A 16,685-nucleotide genomic window follows, 5' to 3' on the forward strand; every position below is an offset into this window, starting at 1 on the left:
GCAGCCCGGCAGACGCGTCTGCGGCTTTTCTTCGGCTGAGCGCGCAGTTCCCCGCGCCCCTTAGGAAGCCCGGACCGCCCACACCCGGAAGGCGGGGGCGCCTCAGCACCCGGGGCCGACCGGGGTGTGCCCAGCACCCCGGTCCCGTTGTGCGCGCCCCCGCGAGAGTGAGGCAGAATCGGCCCGATGAGCACCTACCGCGACCTCACGCACCGCGGCTCCGCACGAGCCACCGTTCTGCGGACCGTGGGCACGCGTGAGCGCCGATCCCATCTGACGGCGCCCCGCGTCCCCACCGTCGGCATCGACATCGGCGGCACGAAGGTGATGGCGGGCGTCGTGGACGCCGACGGCAACATCCTGGAGACGCTGCGCACCGAGACGCCGGACAAGTCCAAGAGCCCGAAGGTGGTCGAGGACACCATCGTCGAGCTGGTCCTGGACCTGTCCGACCGGCACGACGTGCACGCCGTCGGCATCGGTGCCGCGGGCTGGGTGGACGCGGACCGCAACCGCGTCCTGTTCGCCCCGCACCTGTCCTGGCGGAACGAACCCCTGCGCGACCGCATCTCAGGACGCCTCGCGGTGCCCGTGCTCGTCGACAACGACGCGAACACCGCCGCGTGGGCCGAGTGGCGCTTCGGCGCGGCCCGCGGCGAGGACCACCTGGTCATGATCACGCTCGGCACCGGCATCGGCGGCGCGATCCTGGAGGACGGCCAGGTCAAGCGCGGCAAGTTCGGGGTGGCCGGGGAATTCGGCCATATGCAGGTCGTCCCCGGCGGCCACCGCTGCCCGTGCGGCAACCGCGGCTGCTGGGAGCAGTACAGCTCCGGCAACGCCCTGGTCCGCGAGGCCCGCGAGCTGGCGGCGGCGGACTCCCCGGTGGCGTACGGCATCATCGAGCGCGTCAAGGGCAACGTCCCCGACATCACCGGACCCCTCATCACCGAGCTGGCCCGCGAGGGCGACGCCATGTGCGTCGAGCTGCTCCAGGACATCGGCCAGTGGCTCGGCGTCGGCATCGCCAACCTCGCCGCGGCCCTCGACCCGTCCTGCTTCGTCATCGGCGGCGGCGTCAGCGCGGCCGACGACCTGCTCATCGGCCCGGCCAGGGACGCCTTCCGCCGCCACCTCACCGGCCGCGGCTACCGCCCCGAGGCCCGCATCGCCCGCGCCCAGCTCGGCCCCGAGGCCGGCATGGTGGGCGCCGCCGACCTGGCCCGCCTCGTCGCCCGCCGCTTCCGCCGCGCCAACCGCCGCCGCGTCGAGCGCTACGAGCGGTACGAGCGCTACGCCGAGGCCCGCCGCTCCAACGACCGCACCGCCCAGGGAACCCAGTAGATGACCGTGCCCCGCCAGCCCTCGTCCCCGGACCTGCCGGGCCCGCCCGGACCGGGTGACGCGGAGCAGCACCCTCCGGAAGACCGCCGCCACATGCTCCGCCGCCGCTGGCTCACCGCGACGATCATCGTGCTGCTCATCGGCGTCCCCGCGGTGTACCTGCTCATCTCCGCGAACCAGAGCCGCGACAGCGGCCGCGACAAGGAGAAGAAGTACTCCGCGACCGGCCTCACCGCGGGCTGGCCCTCCAAGGTCCAGCGCCGCCTCTACGACGTGCCGATCCCGCCGTACTCCGAAGAGGTCGCCTACTACGAGACCAACAACTGGCGCACCAGCCGCCTGTACGTCCAGTTCCTCACCAGCAACGAGGGCCTCGACAAGTTCCTCAGGGCCACCGGCACCGGCAAGGGCGTCAGCGCGCTGAAGAAGAACGACATCACCATCAGCAAGCGCGACCGCAAGGTCGTCGGCTGGGAGTTCACCGACCCCGGGCCCTGGTGGGGCCTCACCCACGAGATGAAGAACCCCACCCCCACCCAGGACATCGTCGTGAACCGCTCCGACCCGAAGCACCCCATGGTGTACGTCGTCTCGACGACGACGCCCTAGCCGCTCCGCGCACGAACGGGCCGAGGCCGTGACGGTTGCCGTCACGGCCTCGTAGCATGTCGGCATGGTCCTCAGCCGCAGCACCTGTGCCACCGGAGATCTCCGGCTCCGCGCACTGCCGTCGCGCGACTGTTGTTGATCCTCTCTCGTTCTCCTCGGTACGTCGCTCCTCGTCCCGTGCGCTCGCTTCCCTGACGGCGTACGGCACTTCGCGCACGCGCACACCGTCACGCCCACCGCGGAAGGCTGCCCTCATGACGCCCATGGAACCGATCACCGAAGCCGCGTACGACCGCCGCCGACTGCGGCAGTGGCTCGCGGGCGAGGCCCGCGCCGACGGGGTGGCCCGCCGCGACGTGCTGCGGCTCGCCGCCGCCGCGGGCCTCGCGGCGGCCGCCCCGATCGCCTGGCCCGCGGCGCGCGCACGGGCCGCGACCGCGCCGGGCATCGTCAAACCGCTGCCCGACGACGTGTTCACGCTGCGCGGCACGAACGCCGAGACCCGCTTCGACGCGCTCGCCGACACCGGCCATCTGACCCCCGCCTCGCACTTCTTCGTCCGCAACCACACCACCACGCCCCGCCTGGACGCCGCCGCGTGGCGGCTCACCGTGTGGGGCGACGGACTCACCGGCGGCGCGCGGGAGTTCACGCTCGCCGACCTGAAGAAGCTGCCGGCGACGACGCGCACGGCGTTCGTGGAGTGCGCGGGCAACGGCAGGAGCCTGTTCCAGAGCCAGCAGGGCCAGGCGGTGTCGGGCACGGCCTGGACCCTCGGCGCCATCGGCACGGCACGCTGGCGCGGGGTGCGCCTCGCCGAGGTCCTGCGCCGGGCGGGCCTCGCGCGCAGCGCCGTGGACGTCATGCCCCGGGGCCTCGACGACGACTACGTCACCGCGGACGGCACCGACCTCGGCCGGGTGCGCCGCCCGCTGCCGCTCGCCAAGGCTTTGGACGACGTCCTCCTCGCGTACGAGATGAACGGCGAGCCGCTGCCGCCCGACCACGGCCACCCCGTGCGCGTCGTCGTGCCCTCCTGGATCGGCATCGCGTCGATCAAGTGGGTCGGCGACATCGAGGTCGCGACGACGCCGCTCTACTCGCCCTGGAACACCGACTTCTACCGTCTGTTCGGCGCGCACCACCCGGCCGACGGTTCACCGCCGCTCACCCGCCAGACCCTGAAGTCGGCCTTCGAACTCCCCTGGAACGCAACGCTCCGGGCCGGTGCCCGGCACCGCCTGACGGGCCGCTCGTGGTCGGGCGACGGCGCCGTCACCCGCGTCGACATCAGCACCGACCAGGGCGGCAGCTGGCGCCGCGCCCGCCTCCACGACGTGCCCCGGCGCGGCTCCTGGGTGCGCTGGTCCACCGACTGGCTGCCGCGCACGCCGGGGCCCGCGACACTCCTCGCCCGGGCCACGGACACGACCGGGCGCAGCCAGCCGCCGACGACGGTCCACAACACCCAGGGGTATCTGTTCGACGCGGTGGTGCGGCACCCCGTGACGGTGGCGTGAGGGTGGGCGGGGCGCTCAGGCGTCGGCGCCCCGCCACCCCTCGTACGCCGCCACCGCCACCGCCAGGTCCTCCCACGCCATGCCCGCCGACTTGAACAGGCGCGGGCGGGCCTCGTCGACGGGCACCTCGCCGCGGGCCAGCTCGCGCAGGGTGCGAAGGCGCCGCAGGTCGAACGCGGCGGTGGCGACCGCCTGCACGATGTCGCCGCACTCCCGCATCGCCACGGACCGGGACTCGGCGACGACCGTGGCCCGGCCGAGGAGGCGTTCGTCGACCTCGCGGGCGTCCGGCTCGTGCGAACCGACCGCGGCGACCGTCGCGTGCGGGGCGAGCAGCGAGCTGTCGAACAGCGGCTCGCGCGCCGTGGTGCAGCAGCACACCACGTCGGCGTGGGCGACGTCCTTCGGCACCGCGGCCGCCGCCGTGAGCCCCGCCGCCCGGCACCGCTCCACGAACGCGGCCACCCGCCCCTGGTCACGCCCGACGACGTCCACGTGCGCGAGCCCCGGACGCACCGCCCGTACCGCCTCCACATGCCCCCACGCCTGCGGCCCCGTCCCGAACACGAGCAGCCGTCCGACCTCCGGCGCGGCCAGGCGCCGGATCGCGGCGCCGGACACGGCGGGCGTGCGCAGCGAGGTGAGGGCGATGCCGTCGAGCAGGGCGAGGGGCTGGTGCGTCGCGCCGTCGAGCAGGAGGTAGAGGCCCTGGATGCGGGGCAGCCCGCGCTCGGGGTTGCCCGGGGTCACGGACGCCACCTTCACGCCCGCGTACGAGGCCGTCGACGACGGCATGAGCAGCAGCTGACCGCCCGTCACGCCGACGACGGACCGCGCGGGTTCCGCCTCGGGGTCGAGCCCGCCGCTCACGAGCACGTCCTCGACGGCGTCGACGGCGGCGCCCATCGGGACGAGCCGGGCGAGCGTGGCGGCGTCGAGATGGGGGAGGGCCTGGTGGGGCGGGAGAGGTTCCTGTGGTGTGGGGGATTCGAGGTGCGGGGTCATTCGGTGATCCTCACCGCGGACGCCGCACCGAAACACCGTGGCGCGCCGGGCCCGTGCGACCGCCGCAAGGGCGGCCATGACCTGCGCGCGAGTGGTTGGTCAGGCGTCGCGGCCGTGCGGCAGTATGGCCGGGTGCACATCACGATGCTCGGGCCGTTCGAGGTCCGGACCGCCGCCGGGGTGGCGGTGGAGGTCCCGGGCACCCGATTGCGCGCCCTGCTGTGCGCGCTCGCCCTCGAACCCGGCCGGGTCGTCACGCGGACGAGGCTCGTGGACTGGATCTGGGGGGAGCGGCCGCCCGCGGACGAGGCGAACGCCCTGCAGGTGCTCGTGTCCCGGCTCCGCCGGGTGCTGCCCGAGGAGTCGGTCGACGCGGTGTCCGGGGGGTACCGCCTCGCCGTCGCGCCCGACGCCGTGGACGTGAGCCGGTTCGAGCAGCTGCTCGGCCGGGCGCGTGCCGCCGACGACGTGCCGCGGCGGGCGGAGCTGCTGCGCTCGGCCCTTGAGCTGTGGCGCGGCGCGGCCCTCGCGGACATCGCGCCGCACGGCAGCGACGCCTTCGTCGCCGCGGCGACCCGTCTCGACGAACTCCGCCTCGCCGCGCTCGCGGACCGGGTGGACGCGGACATCCGCCTCGGCCGCGGCCCCGACCTCGTCTCCGAACTGACCGAGCTGGTCGCGACCCACCCGCTGCGGGAAGGGCTCGTCGCCGCGCTGATGCGGGCGCTCGCGGAGGCCGGGCGGGGCAGCGAGGCCCTGATGGCGTATCAGAAGCTCCGCGAGCGGCTCGTCGAGGCGCTGGGCGTGGAACCCTCGGCCGAACTCTCGGCGCTGCATACGGCGTTGCTGCGGGGCGATCTGGGGTCGGGCGGGGCTCGCCGACAGTACGGGGAGCACGCCACGCGCGCCGGGGGCACTGAACGCGCGGGGCATGCCTCTGGTGCCGAGTACGCCTCCCGCGCAGGGGATGCCGATCGCACCGGGCTCGCCTCCCGAGCCGGGTACGTGTCCCGCCCGGAGGATGCCTCCCGCGCCGACCATGCCTCCCCTGCCGCGAGCAGCGCCGACCCCGTCGACCCGGCCGGCCGAGGTGAGCGCCCCGCGCAGGGCGCTCGCGGCGGCCCCGCACAGCCGCACGAGCCCCGCACGAACCTGCGCGCCGGACTGACCAGCTTCGTCGGCAAGGACGAGGACGTCGCCGCGGTCGCCGACCTGATCACCGAGCACCGCCTCGTCACCCTCACCGGGCCCGGCGGCTCCGGCAAGACGCGCCTCGCCACGGAGACCGCGCGGCGGATGCTCGGGGACCTGCAGGACGGGGCCTGGCTGGTCGAGCTGGCCGCGGTGCGGGCGGGCGGGGAGCTGGCCCAGGTCGTGCTCACCGCGATCGGCCTGCGCGACCAGGCGCTGGTCGGCGGCGGCGCGGGCGGGGACGCGGGCGGCGGACCCGGCGGGGACTCCATGGACCGGCTCGTCGCGGCGGTCCGGGAGCGCGCGCACCTCCTCGTCCTCGACAACTGCGAGCACATGATCGAGGCGGCCGCCGCGTTCGCCGACCGGCTCCTCGGGGAGTGCCGGGGCCTGCGCATCCTGGCCACGAGCCGGGAGCCGCTCGGCATCACCGGCGAGGCGCTCTGGCAGGTGGAGCCGCTGGCCCTGCCCGGGACGGGCGCGGACCCGGCCGCGGTCGGGGCGTCGCCCGCGGTGCTGCTGCTGCGGGACCGGGCGGGCGCCGTGCGCAAGGACATCGTCTTCGACGAGCCGACGCTGGCCGCCATGGCCCGGATCTGCCGTGCCCTCGACGGCATTCCGCTGGCCATCGAACTGGCGGCGGCACGGCTGCGCACGATGTCCGTCGAGCAGCTCGCCCTGCGGCTCGACGACCGCTTCCGGCTGCTCAGCAGCGGCAGCCGCACGGCGCTGCCCCGGCACAAGACCCTGCGCGCGGTCGTGGACTGGAGCTGGGACCTGCTCACCGAGGCCGAGCGGAGCGTGCTCAGGCGGCTCTCGGTGTTCTCCGGCGGGGCGACGCCGGACGCGGCCGAGCGGGTCTGCGGGGGCGAGGCCCTGGACGGGGAGCAGGTCCTCGACGTGCTCACCGCGCTGATCGAGAAGTCCCTGCTGCTCGCCGACGACACGGCCGTGCCGCGCTACCGGATGCTGGACACCATCAGGGAGTACGCGGCCCACCGCCTGGCCGAGGCCGGGGAGACCGAGTCGGCCCGCCGCGCGCACCTCGCGTACTTCACGGAGCTCACCGCGACGGCCGAGCCGCACCTGCGCAGGACCGAGCAACTGGAGTGGCTGGCCGTCCTGGAGGCCGAGCACGACAACATCAACGCCGCCCTGCGCGGCGCCGTCGCGGACGGCTGGGCCCACGAGGCGATGCGGCTCGTCGGACCCGCGGGCTGGTACTGGTTCCTGAGCGGCCGCAAGGCCGAGGGCACCGAACTGAGCGTGGCCGCCGCCTCCCTGGACGGCCCGGTCCCCGACGACGTGCGCGCCATGGCGTACGCCGTCGTGACGCTGTTCCTGACCTCGGGCCAGGGCGACCAGTACGCGGCGCAGGACTGGATCCACGAGGCGTACCGCTTCGCCCGGCGCGGCACGAGCCGCCACCCGCTGATGGTCATGGTCGACCTGATGGAGCGGATGCTGGCGGAGCCGCTGGAGTTCCTGGCCGCGTTCGAGCCCATGCTCACCGACGAGGACGCGTGGGTGCGCGCCCAGGCCCGGCTCAACCGCAGCCGGCTGCGGCTCACCGTCGGCCGCGTCGAGCCGGACACGGACAGGGACATGGAGATCGCCCTGGCCGAGTTCCGCGCCCTCGGCGACCGGTGGGGGATGTCCCTCGCGCTGATGTCCCTGGCCGACCGGCTCGCCCAGCGCGGCGCGTTCACGGAGGCCTGCGCGCACTACGAACAGGGCATCAGGGCCCTGACCGAGCTGGGTGCGATCGAGGACGCGATCGGCCTGCGGGCGCGCCAGGCCCAGCTGTACTGGCTGCTCGGCGACGAGGCGGCCAGTGACGCAGCCCTGGCCGACGCGCAGGCCTGCGTGGACCGGGTCGCCTGGCCGGACGCGCTGGCGGAGCTCGCCCTCGCGAAGGCGCAGCTGGCCCGCTGGCGCGGGCGGCGGGACGAGGCGTACGCGCAACTGGACGTGGCGCAGCCGCTGCGCGTCACCGGAACCAGGGGATATCTGCTGGTCATCACCCAGGACCTGTACGGCTACCTCGCCGAGGACGTCGAGGAGGCCCGCGGCCACCGCGCCGAGGCCTTCCGCGAGGCGGTGAAGCTGGGCCACCTGCCGCTGCTCGCGCACGTGCTGGTCGGCGTCGCGGACCTCGCGCTGCGTCAGGGGCGGCACGAGCGGGCCGTGGCGCTGCTCGCGGCGAGCGACAGCGTGCGGGGCACACCGGACGGCTCGCTGCCCGACGTCGACCGGATCACCGCGGCGGCCCGCGCCCGCCTCGGCGAGACGGCGTACGCCGAGGCGATCCTGGCAGGGCGGGCGGGGGACTGGCGGGAGCAGGCCGAGGCCACCCTTGCCGGGTGAAACCGCCCCGGTCCCGGCTGTTCGCCTGCTTCGCCCTGATCTCCTCGTACTTACCCCTATGGCGGCGCATGATCACGGACCGTGACGACCGCATCGAACTGGCCGAATGACTCCGCGTCGGGAGATCGTCACTCCGCATCCCGTGCGTGTCCGGACGTGGTGCCCCAACAGGCACCTGTCGCGCCCTCGCGGCCTGCGACGCGCCTGTCCCGTATGTGCCTTGACAGTGCCCCTCATCGGGTGGGTGGCCCCGGTATGCCGGTGCGGAACCGGGGTCCGGGAAGAAGATCGTGTCACGGCGGCGCGCCGAAGTGACCATGCCTGTGCTTGATTTCGCTGCCCGGCGGGCGGCCGCCACGGGTGGCGAGGAAGCGTTGTCCGGTCGGCCCCGGCGGGCCCGTGATGAGCGGTGCGCGGTCGTGCCGAGCGGTCGTGCTCCCTCGTCGGGCCGTACGGCTGACTCGTGTTCAATCGTCCGTCCGTGGTGTGGGTCGACCCGCGCTTCCCTCGTGCGCGGGCGGCCGTGAGCCGTGCCGAGCACGGAATATGGCCAGGTCAGCGAGGGATCTTCGGGCTTCGGCTCGGGGTGGCGGTCCCGTTTCGCACGCCCGTTCGCGCGGGGCCGTGAGCGTCCTGGCCGTGGTGGCGCGCACCGTCCGGGCGCTGCCGCCGACGGCTTCCGTCACGGATGGCGACGTACGGAAACGGCATGGCTGAAAATAGCTTCTGCACGACAGAAGAATCTTGGAATTCTCTGGTCATGCGCCCCTTCAGGCACTTAAGTACCTGTCAGGCACGCGCTACCAGCCAAGGGCGAAAGGCGTCGGCCCAGTTGACGGGCCGTCGGTCGTCTCCGCGCCGCTCGTCAGCCCACGCCGCTGTCCCTGCGCCACCGTGCCGCTCCGTCCCGACTGTCCGAGGGGTCCTCTGTCTATGACCGCCAGCGCACACCGTCTGGTGTCGTGCTCACGTCACTCGGCGAGGCCCAGTGCTGACGGCAGCGACCAGCGGGCGGACCGCCGCGACGCACGACCCGAGCAGCCCCACGGCCTCCGCCGGCCCGCCCTGTGGCCGGCCGGCCGAGAGGGACGTTGATGGCGAGTTCGAACCCGGCCGGCCGCGACAGAGACCTCTACGCGGCGGTGCAGGACATTCAGGCGGGCTACTGGATGGAGATGCGGCAGGTGCTCGCCCGGACGGGCAACTGGCCGCAGTGGACGTCCCGTACCCAGGTCCTCGGGATCGTCGCGGCTCAGGCCAACGTCGTGGAGCTGTGGCTCAAGGAGGAACCGGAGAGCCTCGCCGCCCGGGTGATGTACGCCAGGGTCGCCACCGAACGGGTGCTGCAGGCCCACCGCAGGAACTGGGCGCGCGACTACCGCAAGGCCCAGGACCTGGAGAAGCTCGTGGCCCGGGCCCGGGACGCGTGCCACCGCGCGGCCGAGGGCAACCCCGACGACGCGGTGCCCTGGATCTGCCGTCTGGCCCTGGCCGAGACGGACACGGCGGGACTCCACCCCGAGCACGACGTGGCACCGCCGCCCCACGAGTACCTGTTGCCCCGCGGGCCCTGGGGCCTGCTGGGGGAAGCGCACCGAAGGGACCAGTTCAACCGCGAGGCCTGGCACCGCATGTCCCAGGCCCTCCAGGCGCGCCCGGGCCCCGCGGGCCGCCAGGCCGTCGCGACGGACTTCGCCCGCTGGACGGTCTCCTTCGCGCCGCCCGACTCGCCCCTGCTCCTGCTGCCCCTCCACGCCCGGGTCCAGGAGCACAGGGAGCGACGGGACCGGGGCGCCGAGGTCATGCTGAACCTGCTGTGGACCAGGGAGGACATCACCCGGGCCGTCACGCAGGCGTTCGAGGGCTGGTTCCGGAAGTGCGATCCGGCCACCAGCTCCCAGCTGGATCTGAACTACCTCGCCTACGCCCTGGCGAGGGGCGGTTTCGCCCGGTGGGCGACCGAAGTCTTCGACGCCATCGGCGACTTCGCCACTCCGGCGCCGTGGCAGTACGACGCCCGGTATCCCGAGGACCAGTGGCGCAAGGCATTCGAGGAGGACCGTGTCGCCTGCCTGAGATCCCATCCCCGGCCCACGGGAGAACACCCGTGACCGCCGCCACGTCCCCCTGGCGGCCCGGCAGTCATCCCGCCTGCACCCCTTCTTACAGTCCCTGTGCGGAGAACCCATGACATCGGTAAGAGCACGGCGCCAGCAGCCGAACCCGGTCCATGACGACGGGGAGGACGCACGCATCCTCCAATCGCTGGGCTACACCCAGCAACTGCACCGTCGCATGGGCGCCTTCGGCAACTTCTCCGCCTCCCTCTCGGTCATCTCGATCATGTCCGGGACCCTGCTCCTCTTCGGGTTCGGTCTGAACTCGGGCGGCCCCGCGGTGATCATGTGGGGCTGGCTCGCCGTCGGCCCGCTGGTGCTGTGCCTGGCCGCCGCCCTGGCGGAGATAACCTCCCGCTACCCCACCAGCGGCGGCCTGTACTACATGGCCCGCCAGCTCGGCGGCGAGCGCTGGAGCTGGTACACCGGCTGGCTCAACCTCCTCGGCCTGCTCGGCGGCATCGCCGCCCAGGACTACGGCATCGCGACGTTCACCGCCGCGTGGATGAACCTGCAGTTCGGCTACGAGCCGACGCCGGAATCCCTGCTGCTCCTGTACGGGATCATCCTCGCGCTGCACGCGGTCCTGAACCTCTTCGGCACCCGCCTGATGAACATCCTCACCTCCGTGAGCGCGTGGTGGCACCTGGCCGGGGCCGTCGTCATCATCGGCTCCCTGGCGTTCGTGCCCTCCGACCACCAGTCCGCCGGCTTCGTCTTCACCGAGTTCACCAACAACACCGGCTGGGGCGTCCCGATCTACGTGATCCTGATCGGCATGCTCCTTCCGGTCTTCGCCCTGGCCGGCTACGACACCTCGGCCCACCTGAGCGAGGAGACCAACCACGCCTCCGTCGCCGCGGCCCGCGGGATCTTCCGCTCGGTGGCGGTGTCCTGGATCGCCGGCGGCATCCTGCTGCTCACGCTGCTCTTCGCCATCCAGGACTACGCCGCGACCCTGGGCGGATCGACCGGCGTGCCGGTGGCGCAGATCCTCCTCGACGCGCTGGGCGAGGCGGCGGCCAAGGCGCTGCTTCTCGTGATCATCGTCGCCCAGTTCCTGTGCGGCTACACCGTGACCGCGAGCGCCAGCCGGATGATCTACGCCTTCGCCCGGGACGGCGCCCTGCCAGGATCCGGGCACTGGAAGAAGGTCAGCCCCCGCACCGCCATCCCCGCCAACGCGGTCTGGCTCGCGGTCGTCGTGGCCTTCGTGCTCGCGCTGCCGTCCCTGTACTCCTCGACGGCGTTCTCGGCGGTGACCGCCATCTCGGCCGTGGGCTTCACCTCGGCCTACGCCATCCCGGTGCTGCTGCGGCTGATCCACCGCGACCGGTTCACCCCGGGGCCCTGGAACCTGGGCCGCTGGAGCCGGCCGATCGGCTGGGTGGCGGTGCTGTGGGCCGGCGCGGTCACGATCCTCTTCCTGCTGCCGCAGAGCAGCCCGGTCACCGCTACGACCTTCAACTACACCCCCGTCGCCGTCGTGGTGGCCTTCCTCATCGCCGCCGTGTGGCGACGCTTCGGACGCAGTTCCTACCACGTGCCCCGCTCCAGTTCCCCCAGCGAGGACAAGCAGTTCGAGGGCATCATCTGATGACGGCGACACCGCGTGCGGGGGCCGCCACGACTGCAACGACCGCAACGACCCAGGGGAGTACGGTGACCGGTCTCACGGAATCCATCGAATCGGTGCGACAGCTCACCGTGGCCTGGCGTGCCATGGTGCTCGACCGCGACGCGGACGCGGACGTGCGCGACCTGCCCGGCATCGCCGTCCGCTGGGCCGACTCCCCGTTCTCGTTCTGGAACTGCGTCACCCTGACCGACCAGGGAGCGGGCCCCGAACTCGTCGCGGAACGCCTGGGCCAGGCGGCGGACATCATGCGCGCGAAGAAGAACCCGGGCTTCCTGTGGCTCTTCGAGGACCTGCTCGACGACGAGGCCCGCACCGCGCTGGCCCCGGCGGCCGAGCGGGCCGGCTTCGAGCACGCCTTCCCCGGCACGGGCATGGCCGGAGACCTGCTGCCCGTCCCCGACCCGGTCCACCCCGACCTGACGTTCGTGCGCGTGCGCACCGACGAACACCTGCGGGCCTACGCGGACCTCCAGTCCCGCGCCTACGGGTTCCCCCTGGAGGAGGGCCGCGTCGGGATGGCCGGATCCGCGTACTGGAAGAGCGAGATGTTCGCCTATCTGGCCATGCGGGGCGACGTCGCGGTGGCGTGCGCCGCGACGGTCGAGGCGGAGGGCCGGCTCTTCGTCGCCTTCGTCGCCACCGACCCGGACTGGCAGCGCCGGGGCTACGGCGAGGCCGTGACGCGCAAGGCGCTGCACGAGGGCGCCCGCGCCACCGGCCTGACCCGCGCCACGTTGCACGCGACCGAGGCCGGGGCTCCCGTGTACCCGCGGATCGGGTTCGAGCCGAACACCCCCATCCACTTCTACACCTTGAAGGGGTGAGCCGACCCGGCTGAGGGGTGAGCCGGCCCGGCCGGCAGGGCGGCCGACCCGGCAGCCTCACATCAGGGACTCAGGGACTCAGGAACTCAGGGGCTCAGCGACTCAGGGACTTGAGGACGTCGACCTCACAGCCCGGCGTGGACGGGTCGAAGCCGTGCTCGATCAGCCAGCGGACGCCCAGCAGGCTGCGCAACGCCCACCACGCGCGGATCACGTCGAGGTCGAGGTCGACGTCGGTGCCGTAGCCGGCGATCACGTCGCCGAGGTGCTCCCGATGTCCGAGCGTCACGGTGGCGAGGTCGTACAGGGCGTCGCCCCGGCCCGCCTCGGACCAGTCGAGGATGCCCGTGACCTCGTCGCCGTCGACGAACACATGGGCGACCTGCAGGTCGCCGTGGGTGAACGCCGGGGTCCAGGGGCGGAGCGCGGCCTCGGCGATCCGGCGGCTGCGGGTGACCAGGTCGGCGGGCAGGACGCCGTGCGCCACGAGCCACCCGCACTCGGCGTCGAGCTCCGCCGTCAGCTCGTCGGCGCTCCGGCCCGCCCGGCCGGGCCGGGGCGGCGGGGGCGCGTCGTGCAGCGTGCGGAGGGCGGCGCCCGCCGCGGCCCAGGCCGCCGGTGACGCGGTCGACGGCTCGCCGAGGCGGCCGATGGCCGTCCCCGGGAGGGCGGCGAGGGCGAGCACGGGCGGCTTGTGCCACAGGACCTCCGGCGTCGGGACCGGGGTCAGGGCCATGGCCTCGACCTCCATGCCGACGCGCGCCCGATCGGCGTCCACCTTCAGGAACACGTCGCCGACGCGCAGGGTCGCGCGCTCGGAGTGGGCGACGACGACTTCGACCTCATCCATGGCGACCAGTGTCCCGGGGACGATCGTCGACGTCGCCGGGTTTTCCGTGTGCCCGGCGCCGTCAGGAACAGCGGGTCCTGTCGGCGCTGTTGCACCGGATGTGCGGCAGTCCTGCCGCATGCCCGGACCGAGGTACTCCCGCAGGAGGAAAGCTCCATGACTGACCGGCCCTTGACGCTGATGGCTGTGCACGCCCACCCCGACGACGAGGCCACCGGAACGGGAGGGATCCTCGCGCGGTACGCGGCGGAGGGCATCCGGACGGTTCTCGTGACCTGTACCGACGGCGGTTGCGGCGACGGAGCGGAGGGCGCCAAGCCGGGCGACCCCGGGCACGATCCGGCGGCCGTCGTCGCGATGCGCAGGCGAGAGCTCCAGGAGAGCTGTGACGTCCTGAAGGTCAGCGATCTGGAGACGTTGGACTACGCCGACTCCGGGATGATGGGCTGGCCGAGCAACGACGCCCCCGGATCCTTCTGGCAGACGCCCGTGGCGGAAGGCGCCGCCCGGCTCGCGGACCTCATACGGCACTACCGCCCCGATGTGGTAGTCACCTATGACGAGAACGGCTTCTACGGCCACCCCGACCACATCCAGGCCCACCGCATCACGATGGCGGCGCTGGAGATGACCGACCTGACGCCGAAGGTCTACTGGACGACGATGCCCCACTCCACGATGCAGCGGTTCGAGGAGGTCCTGCGCGAGCTCGACGACAACGCGCCGGAGTCGCAGCCGGAGCCGGACCCGGCCGAGGCCGCCGCCCTTGCCGAGATCGGACTCCCCGACGACGAGATCCGCACATGGGTCGACACCACCGCGTTCAGCGACCAGAAGTTCGACGCCCTGGCCGCGCACGCCAGCCAGGGCGAGAACATCTTCTTCCTCAAGATGGGCAAGGAGCGCTTCGGCGAGCTGATGGGCATGGAGACCTTCGTACGCGTCCAGGACGCCACCGGCACGGCTCTGCCCGAGAACGACCTCTTCGCCGGACTGCGCTGATCCCCCCTGCCGACGGGGGGCCGGGCCGGGGCGAGGTCCGGGAGCACGCGTGCGCGCCCGCCGCGGAAACCTGCGGTGGTTTGGTGGAGACCGCCACCCCCGTCGGTGGGATTTTGTGAGATGTGCGAGCGTGAACGGGTGAGTGAGACGAAGACTGCTGCCCTGCAATACCGCTTTGACGGGCCAGAAGACGCCCCTGTCCTGGTCCTCGGCCCCTCCCTCGGTACCACATGGCACATGTGGGACCGGCAGGTGCCGGAACTGAGCAAGAGCTGGCGGGTCATCCGCTTCGACATGCCCGGACACGGCGGTGCCCCCGCCCACCCCGTGGACTCCGTCGGTGAACTCGCCCGCCGCGTGCTCGCCACGCTCGACGAGCTCGGCGTGCAGCGCTTCGGGTTCGCGGGCTGCGCGCTCGGCGGCGCCATCGGCGCCGAACTGGCGCTGCGCAACCCGCACCGCGTCGCCTCGCTCGCGCTCATCGCCACCTCGCCCCGGTTCGGCACCGCCGACGAGTTCCGCCAGCGCGGAGTGATCGTCCGCACCAACGGCCTCGACCCCATCGCCCGCAGCTCTCCGGAGCGCTGGTTCACCCCCGGCTTCGCCGCCGCCCAGCCCGCCATCACCGACTGGGCCGTGCAGATGGTGCGCACCACCGACCCCGGCTGCTACATCGCCGCCTGCGAGGCGCTCGCCGCCTTCGACATCCGCGCGGAGCTGGCCAGCATAGGAGTGCCCACCCTCGTCCTGGTCGGCTCCGAGGACCAGGTGACCGGGCAGGGCGAGGCCCGCACCCTCGTCGCGGGCATCCCCGACGCCCGCCTCGCCGTGGTGCCCGGCGCCTCCCACCTGGCCCCCGTGGAACAGCCCGCCGCGGTCACCGACCTGCTCGTACGCCACTTCTCCAGCGCCTGGCAGGCCGCCCCGGACACCCACGCCACCGGCCAGCACGCCATCACCGCGCCCCCGGTCAAGCCCGTGCTCGCCCCGCCCCCGGCCGCGCCCGTCGCCGAGATCGCCGCGGTCGAGCAGCCGGTGGCGAGGGACGCCCGCCCCGACGCGTACGCCCAGGGCATGAAGGTCCGCCGTGAGGTCCTCGGCGACGCCCACGTCGACCGGGCCATGGACGCCGCCGACGAGTTCTCCGCGGACTTCCAGGACCTCGTCACCCGCTACGCCTGGGGCGAGATCTGGAACCGCCAGGGCCTGGACCGCCGCACCCGCAGCTGCGTCACCCTCACCGCCCTCGTCGCGGGCGGTCACCTGGAGGAGCTGGCGTTCCACACCCGCGCCGCGCTCCGCAACGGCCTCACCCCGGCCGAGATCAAGGAAGTGCTGCTGCAGGCCGCGGTGTACTGCGGGGTCCCGGCGGCGAACAGCGCGTTCCGGGTCGCGCAGAAGGTGATCCGCGAGGAGACGACACCGCAGGAGTAGCGGGCACGCCCTAGGAGCAGCGGGCACGCGCTCCGCCCGGACACCCCCCTCGGGGCCGCCCCGGCCGGCCCCGAGGGGCAGGATGGGGGCATGACGACCCCTCCCATCAAGCTCACCAAGAAGTCCCACGCGTGCGTGCGCCTGGAGAAGGACGGCCGCCTCCTCGTCATCGACCCCGGCGGCTTCAGCGAGGACGACGCCGCGACCGGGGCCGACGCCCTCCTGGTCACGCACGAGCACCCCGACCACTTCGACGAGCGGCATCTGCGCGCCGCCCTGGAGGCCGACCCGGCCACCGAGCTGTGGACCCTCGCGTCCGTCGCCGAGCAGCTCGCGGCGGCCTTCCCCGGGCGGGTGCACACCGTCGGCCACGGCGACACGTTCACGGCCGCCGGGTTCGACATCCAGGTCCACGGCGAGCTGCACGCCGTGATCCACCCGGACCTGCCGCGCGTCACCAACGTCGGCTACCTCGTCGACGGCACCGTCTTCCACCCCGGCGACGCCTTCACGGTGCCCGAGCACCCCGTGGACACGCTGATGGTCCCGGTGATGGCCCCCTGGAACAAGATCTCCGAAGTCATCGACTACGTACGCGAGGTCAAGCCGAGGCGCGCCCACGACATCCACGACGCCCTCCTCACCGACCTGGCGCTGCCGATCTACGGCGGGCACATCGGGCGGCTCGGCGGCACGGACCACGTGCGGCTGACGCCGGGGGAGTCGGCCGAGGTGTGACGGGGCGGGGCGGGCGGGCCGGTGGTGTCGGGGGCGGGCGATCCG

At 73.3% G+C, this 16,685-nt stretch carries 12 protein-coding genes; 10 read left to right on the forward strand and 2 right to left on the reverse strand.

Annotated features, from left to right (window positions below; all coding sequences use genetic code 11):
* The first annotated feature begins 186 nt into the window (after positions 1–186).
* The 3 genes from AB6L24_RS36715 to AB6L24_RS36725 all read left to right on the forward strand — a co-directional run bounded on the left by AB6L24_RS36715 (position 187) and on the right by AB6L24_RS36725 (position 3,473).
* Positions 187–1,344 (forward strand): ROK family glucokinase, encoded by a 1,158-nt coding sequence (locus AB6L24_RS36715; RefSeq protein WP_030361870.1) that lies wholly within the window; start codon positions 187–189, stop codon positions 1,342–1,344.
* The gene (locus AB6L24_RS36720; protein WP_405662786.1) at positions 1,345–1,953 is read left to right on the forward strand and encodes a sugar kinase; all 609 of its coding nucleotides are present in this window, start codon (positions 1,345–1,347) and stop codon (positions 1,951–1,953) included.
* A gap of 254 nt (positions 1,954–2,207) precedes the next feature.
* On the forward strand, positions 2,208–3,473 hold the full coding sequence (locus AB6L24_RS36725; RefSeq protein ID WP_405662788.1) for a sulfite oxidase: 1,266 nt from the start codon (positions 2,208–2,210) through the stop codon (positions 3,471–3,473).
* Between the two features lie 15 nt (positions 3,474–3,488).
* Here AB6L24_RS36725 and AB6L24_RS36730 read toward each other — a convergent pair whose 3' ends face one another.
* On the reverse strand, positions 3,489–4,478 hold the full coding sequence (locus AB6L24_RS36730; protein ID WP_405662791.1) for an ornithine cyclodeaminase family protein: 990 nt from the start codon (positions 4,476–4,478) through the stop codon (positions 3,489–3,491).
* A 132-nt stretch (positions 4,479–4,610) separates the two neighbouring features.
* Here AB6L24_RS36730 and AB6L24_RS36735 point away from each other — a divergent pair, with 132 nt between their 5' ends.
* The 4 genes from AB6L24_RS36735 to AB6L24_RS36750 all read left to right on the forward strand — a co-directional run bounded on the left by AB6L24_RS36735 (position 4,611) and on the right by AB6L24_RS36750 (position 12,616).
* Positions 4,611–8,036 carry an AfsR/SARP family transcriptional regulator gene (locus AB6L24_RS36735; RefSeq protein WP_405662794.1) on the forward strand — a complete coding sequence of 1,142 codons (3,426 nt, stop codon included), beginning with the start codon at positions 4,611–4,613 and terminating at the stop codon, positions 8,034–8,036.
* Between the two features lie 1,094 nt (positions 8,037–9,130).
* The gene (locus AB6L24_RS36740) at positions 9,131–10,147 is read left to right on the forward strand and encodes a hypothetical protein (protein WP_087886377.1); all 1,017 of its coding nucleotides are present in this window, start codon (positions 9,131–9,133) and stop codon (positions 10,145–10,147) included.
* Between the two features lie 76 nt (positions 10,148–10,223).
* Complete coding sequence (locus AB6L24_RS36745; protein WP_030361864.1) at positions 10,224–11,750, forward strand: amino acid permease; 1,527 nt, start codon at positions 10,224–10,226, stop codon at positions 11,748–11,750.
* A gap of 65 nt (positions 11,751–11,815) precedes the next feature.
* Positions 11,816–12,616 (forward strand): GNAT family N-acetyltransferase, encoded by an 801-nt coding sequence (locus tag AB6L24_RS36750; RefSeq protein ID WP_405662798.1) that lies wholly within the window; start codon positions 11,816–11,818, stop codon positions 12,614–12,616.
* 94 nt (positions 12,617–12,710) lie between these two features.
* Here the strand turns inward: AB6L24_RS36750 and AB6L24_RS36755 are convergent, their stop codons facing one another.
* Positions 12,711–13,466 (reverse strand): phosphotransferase family protein, encoded by a 756-nt coding sequence (locus AB6L24_RS36755; protein WP_405662801.1) that lies wholly within the window; start codon positions 13,464–13,466, stop codon positions 12,711–12,713.
* Between the two features lie 156 nt (positions 13,467–13,622).
* Between AB6L24_RS36755 and AB6L24_RS36760 the strand changes: the two genes are divergently transcribed.
* From AB6L24_RS36760 to AB6L24_RS36770, 3 genes are all read left to right on the forward strand, one after another.
* A complete protein-coding gene (locus tag AB6L24_RS36760; protein ID WP_405662803.1) occupies positions 13,623–14,468 on the forward strand; it encodes a PIG-L family deacetylase in 846 nt (281 codons plus the stop codon).
* 138 nt (positions 14,469–14,606) lie between these two features.
* The gene (gene pcaC / locus AB6L24_RS36765) at positions 14,607–15,902 is read left to right on the forward strand and encodes a 4-carboxymuconolactone decarboxylase (RefSeq protein WP_405662806.1); all 1,296 of its coding nucleotides are present in this window, start codon (positions 14,607–14,609) and stop codon (positions 15,900–15,902) included.
* A gap of 105 nt (positions 15,903–16,007) precedes the next feature.
* Positions 16,008–16,640, forward strand: coding sequence for an MBL fold metallo-hydrolase (locus AB6L24_RS36770; RefSeq protein WP_405663597.1), 633 nt, complete (start codon positions 16,008–16,010; stop codon positions 16,638–16,640).
* The last annotated feature ends 45 nt before the right edge of the window (positions 16,641–16,685 follow it).

Origin of the sequence: Streptomyces sp. RK9 (assembly GCF_045070545.1) — a bacterium.
GTDB lineage: Bacteria > Actinomycetota > Actinomycetes > Streptomycetales > Streptomycetaceae > Streptomyces > Streptomyces alboflavus.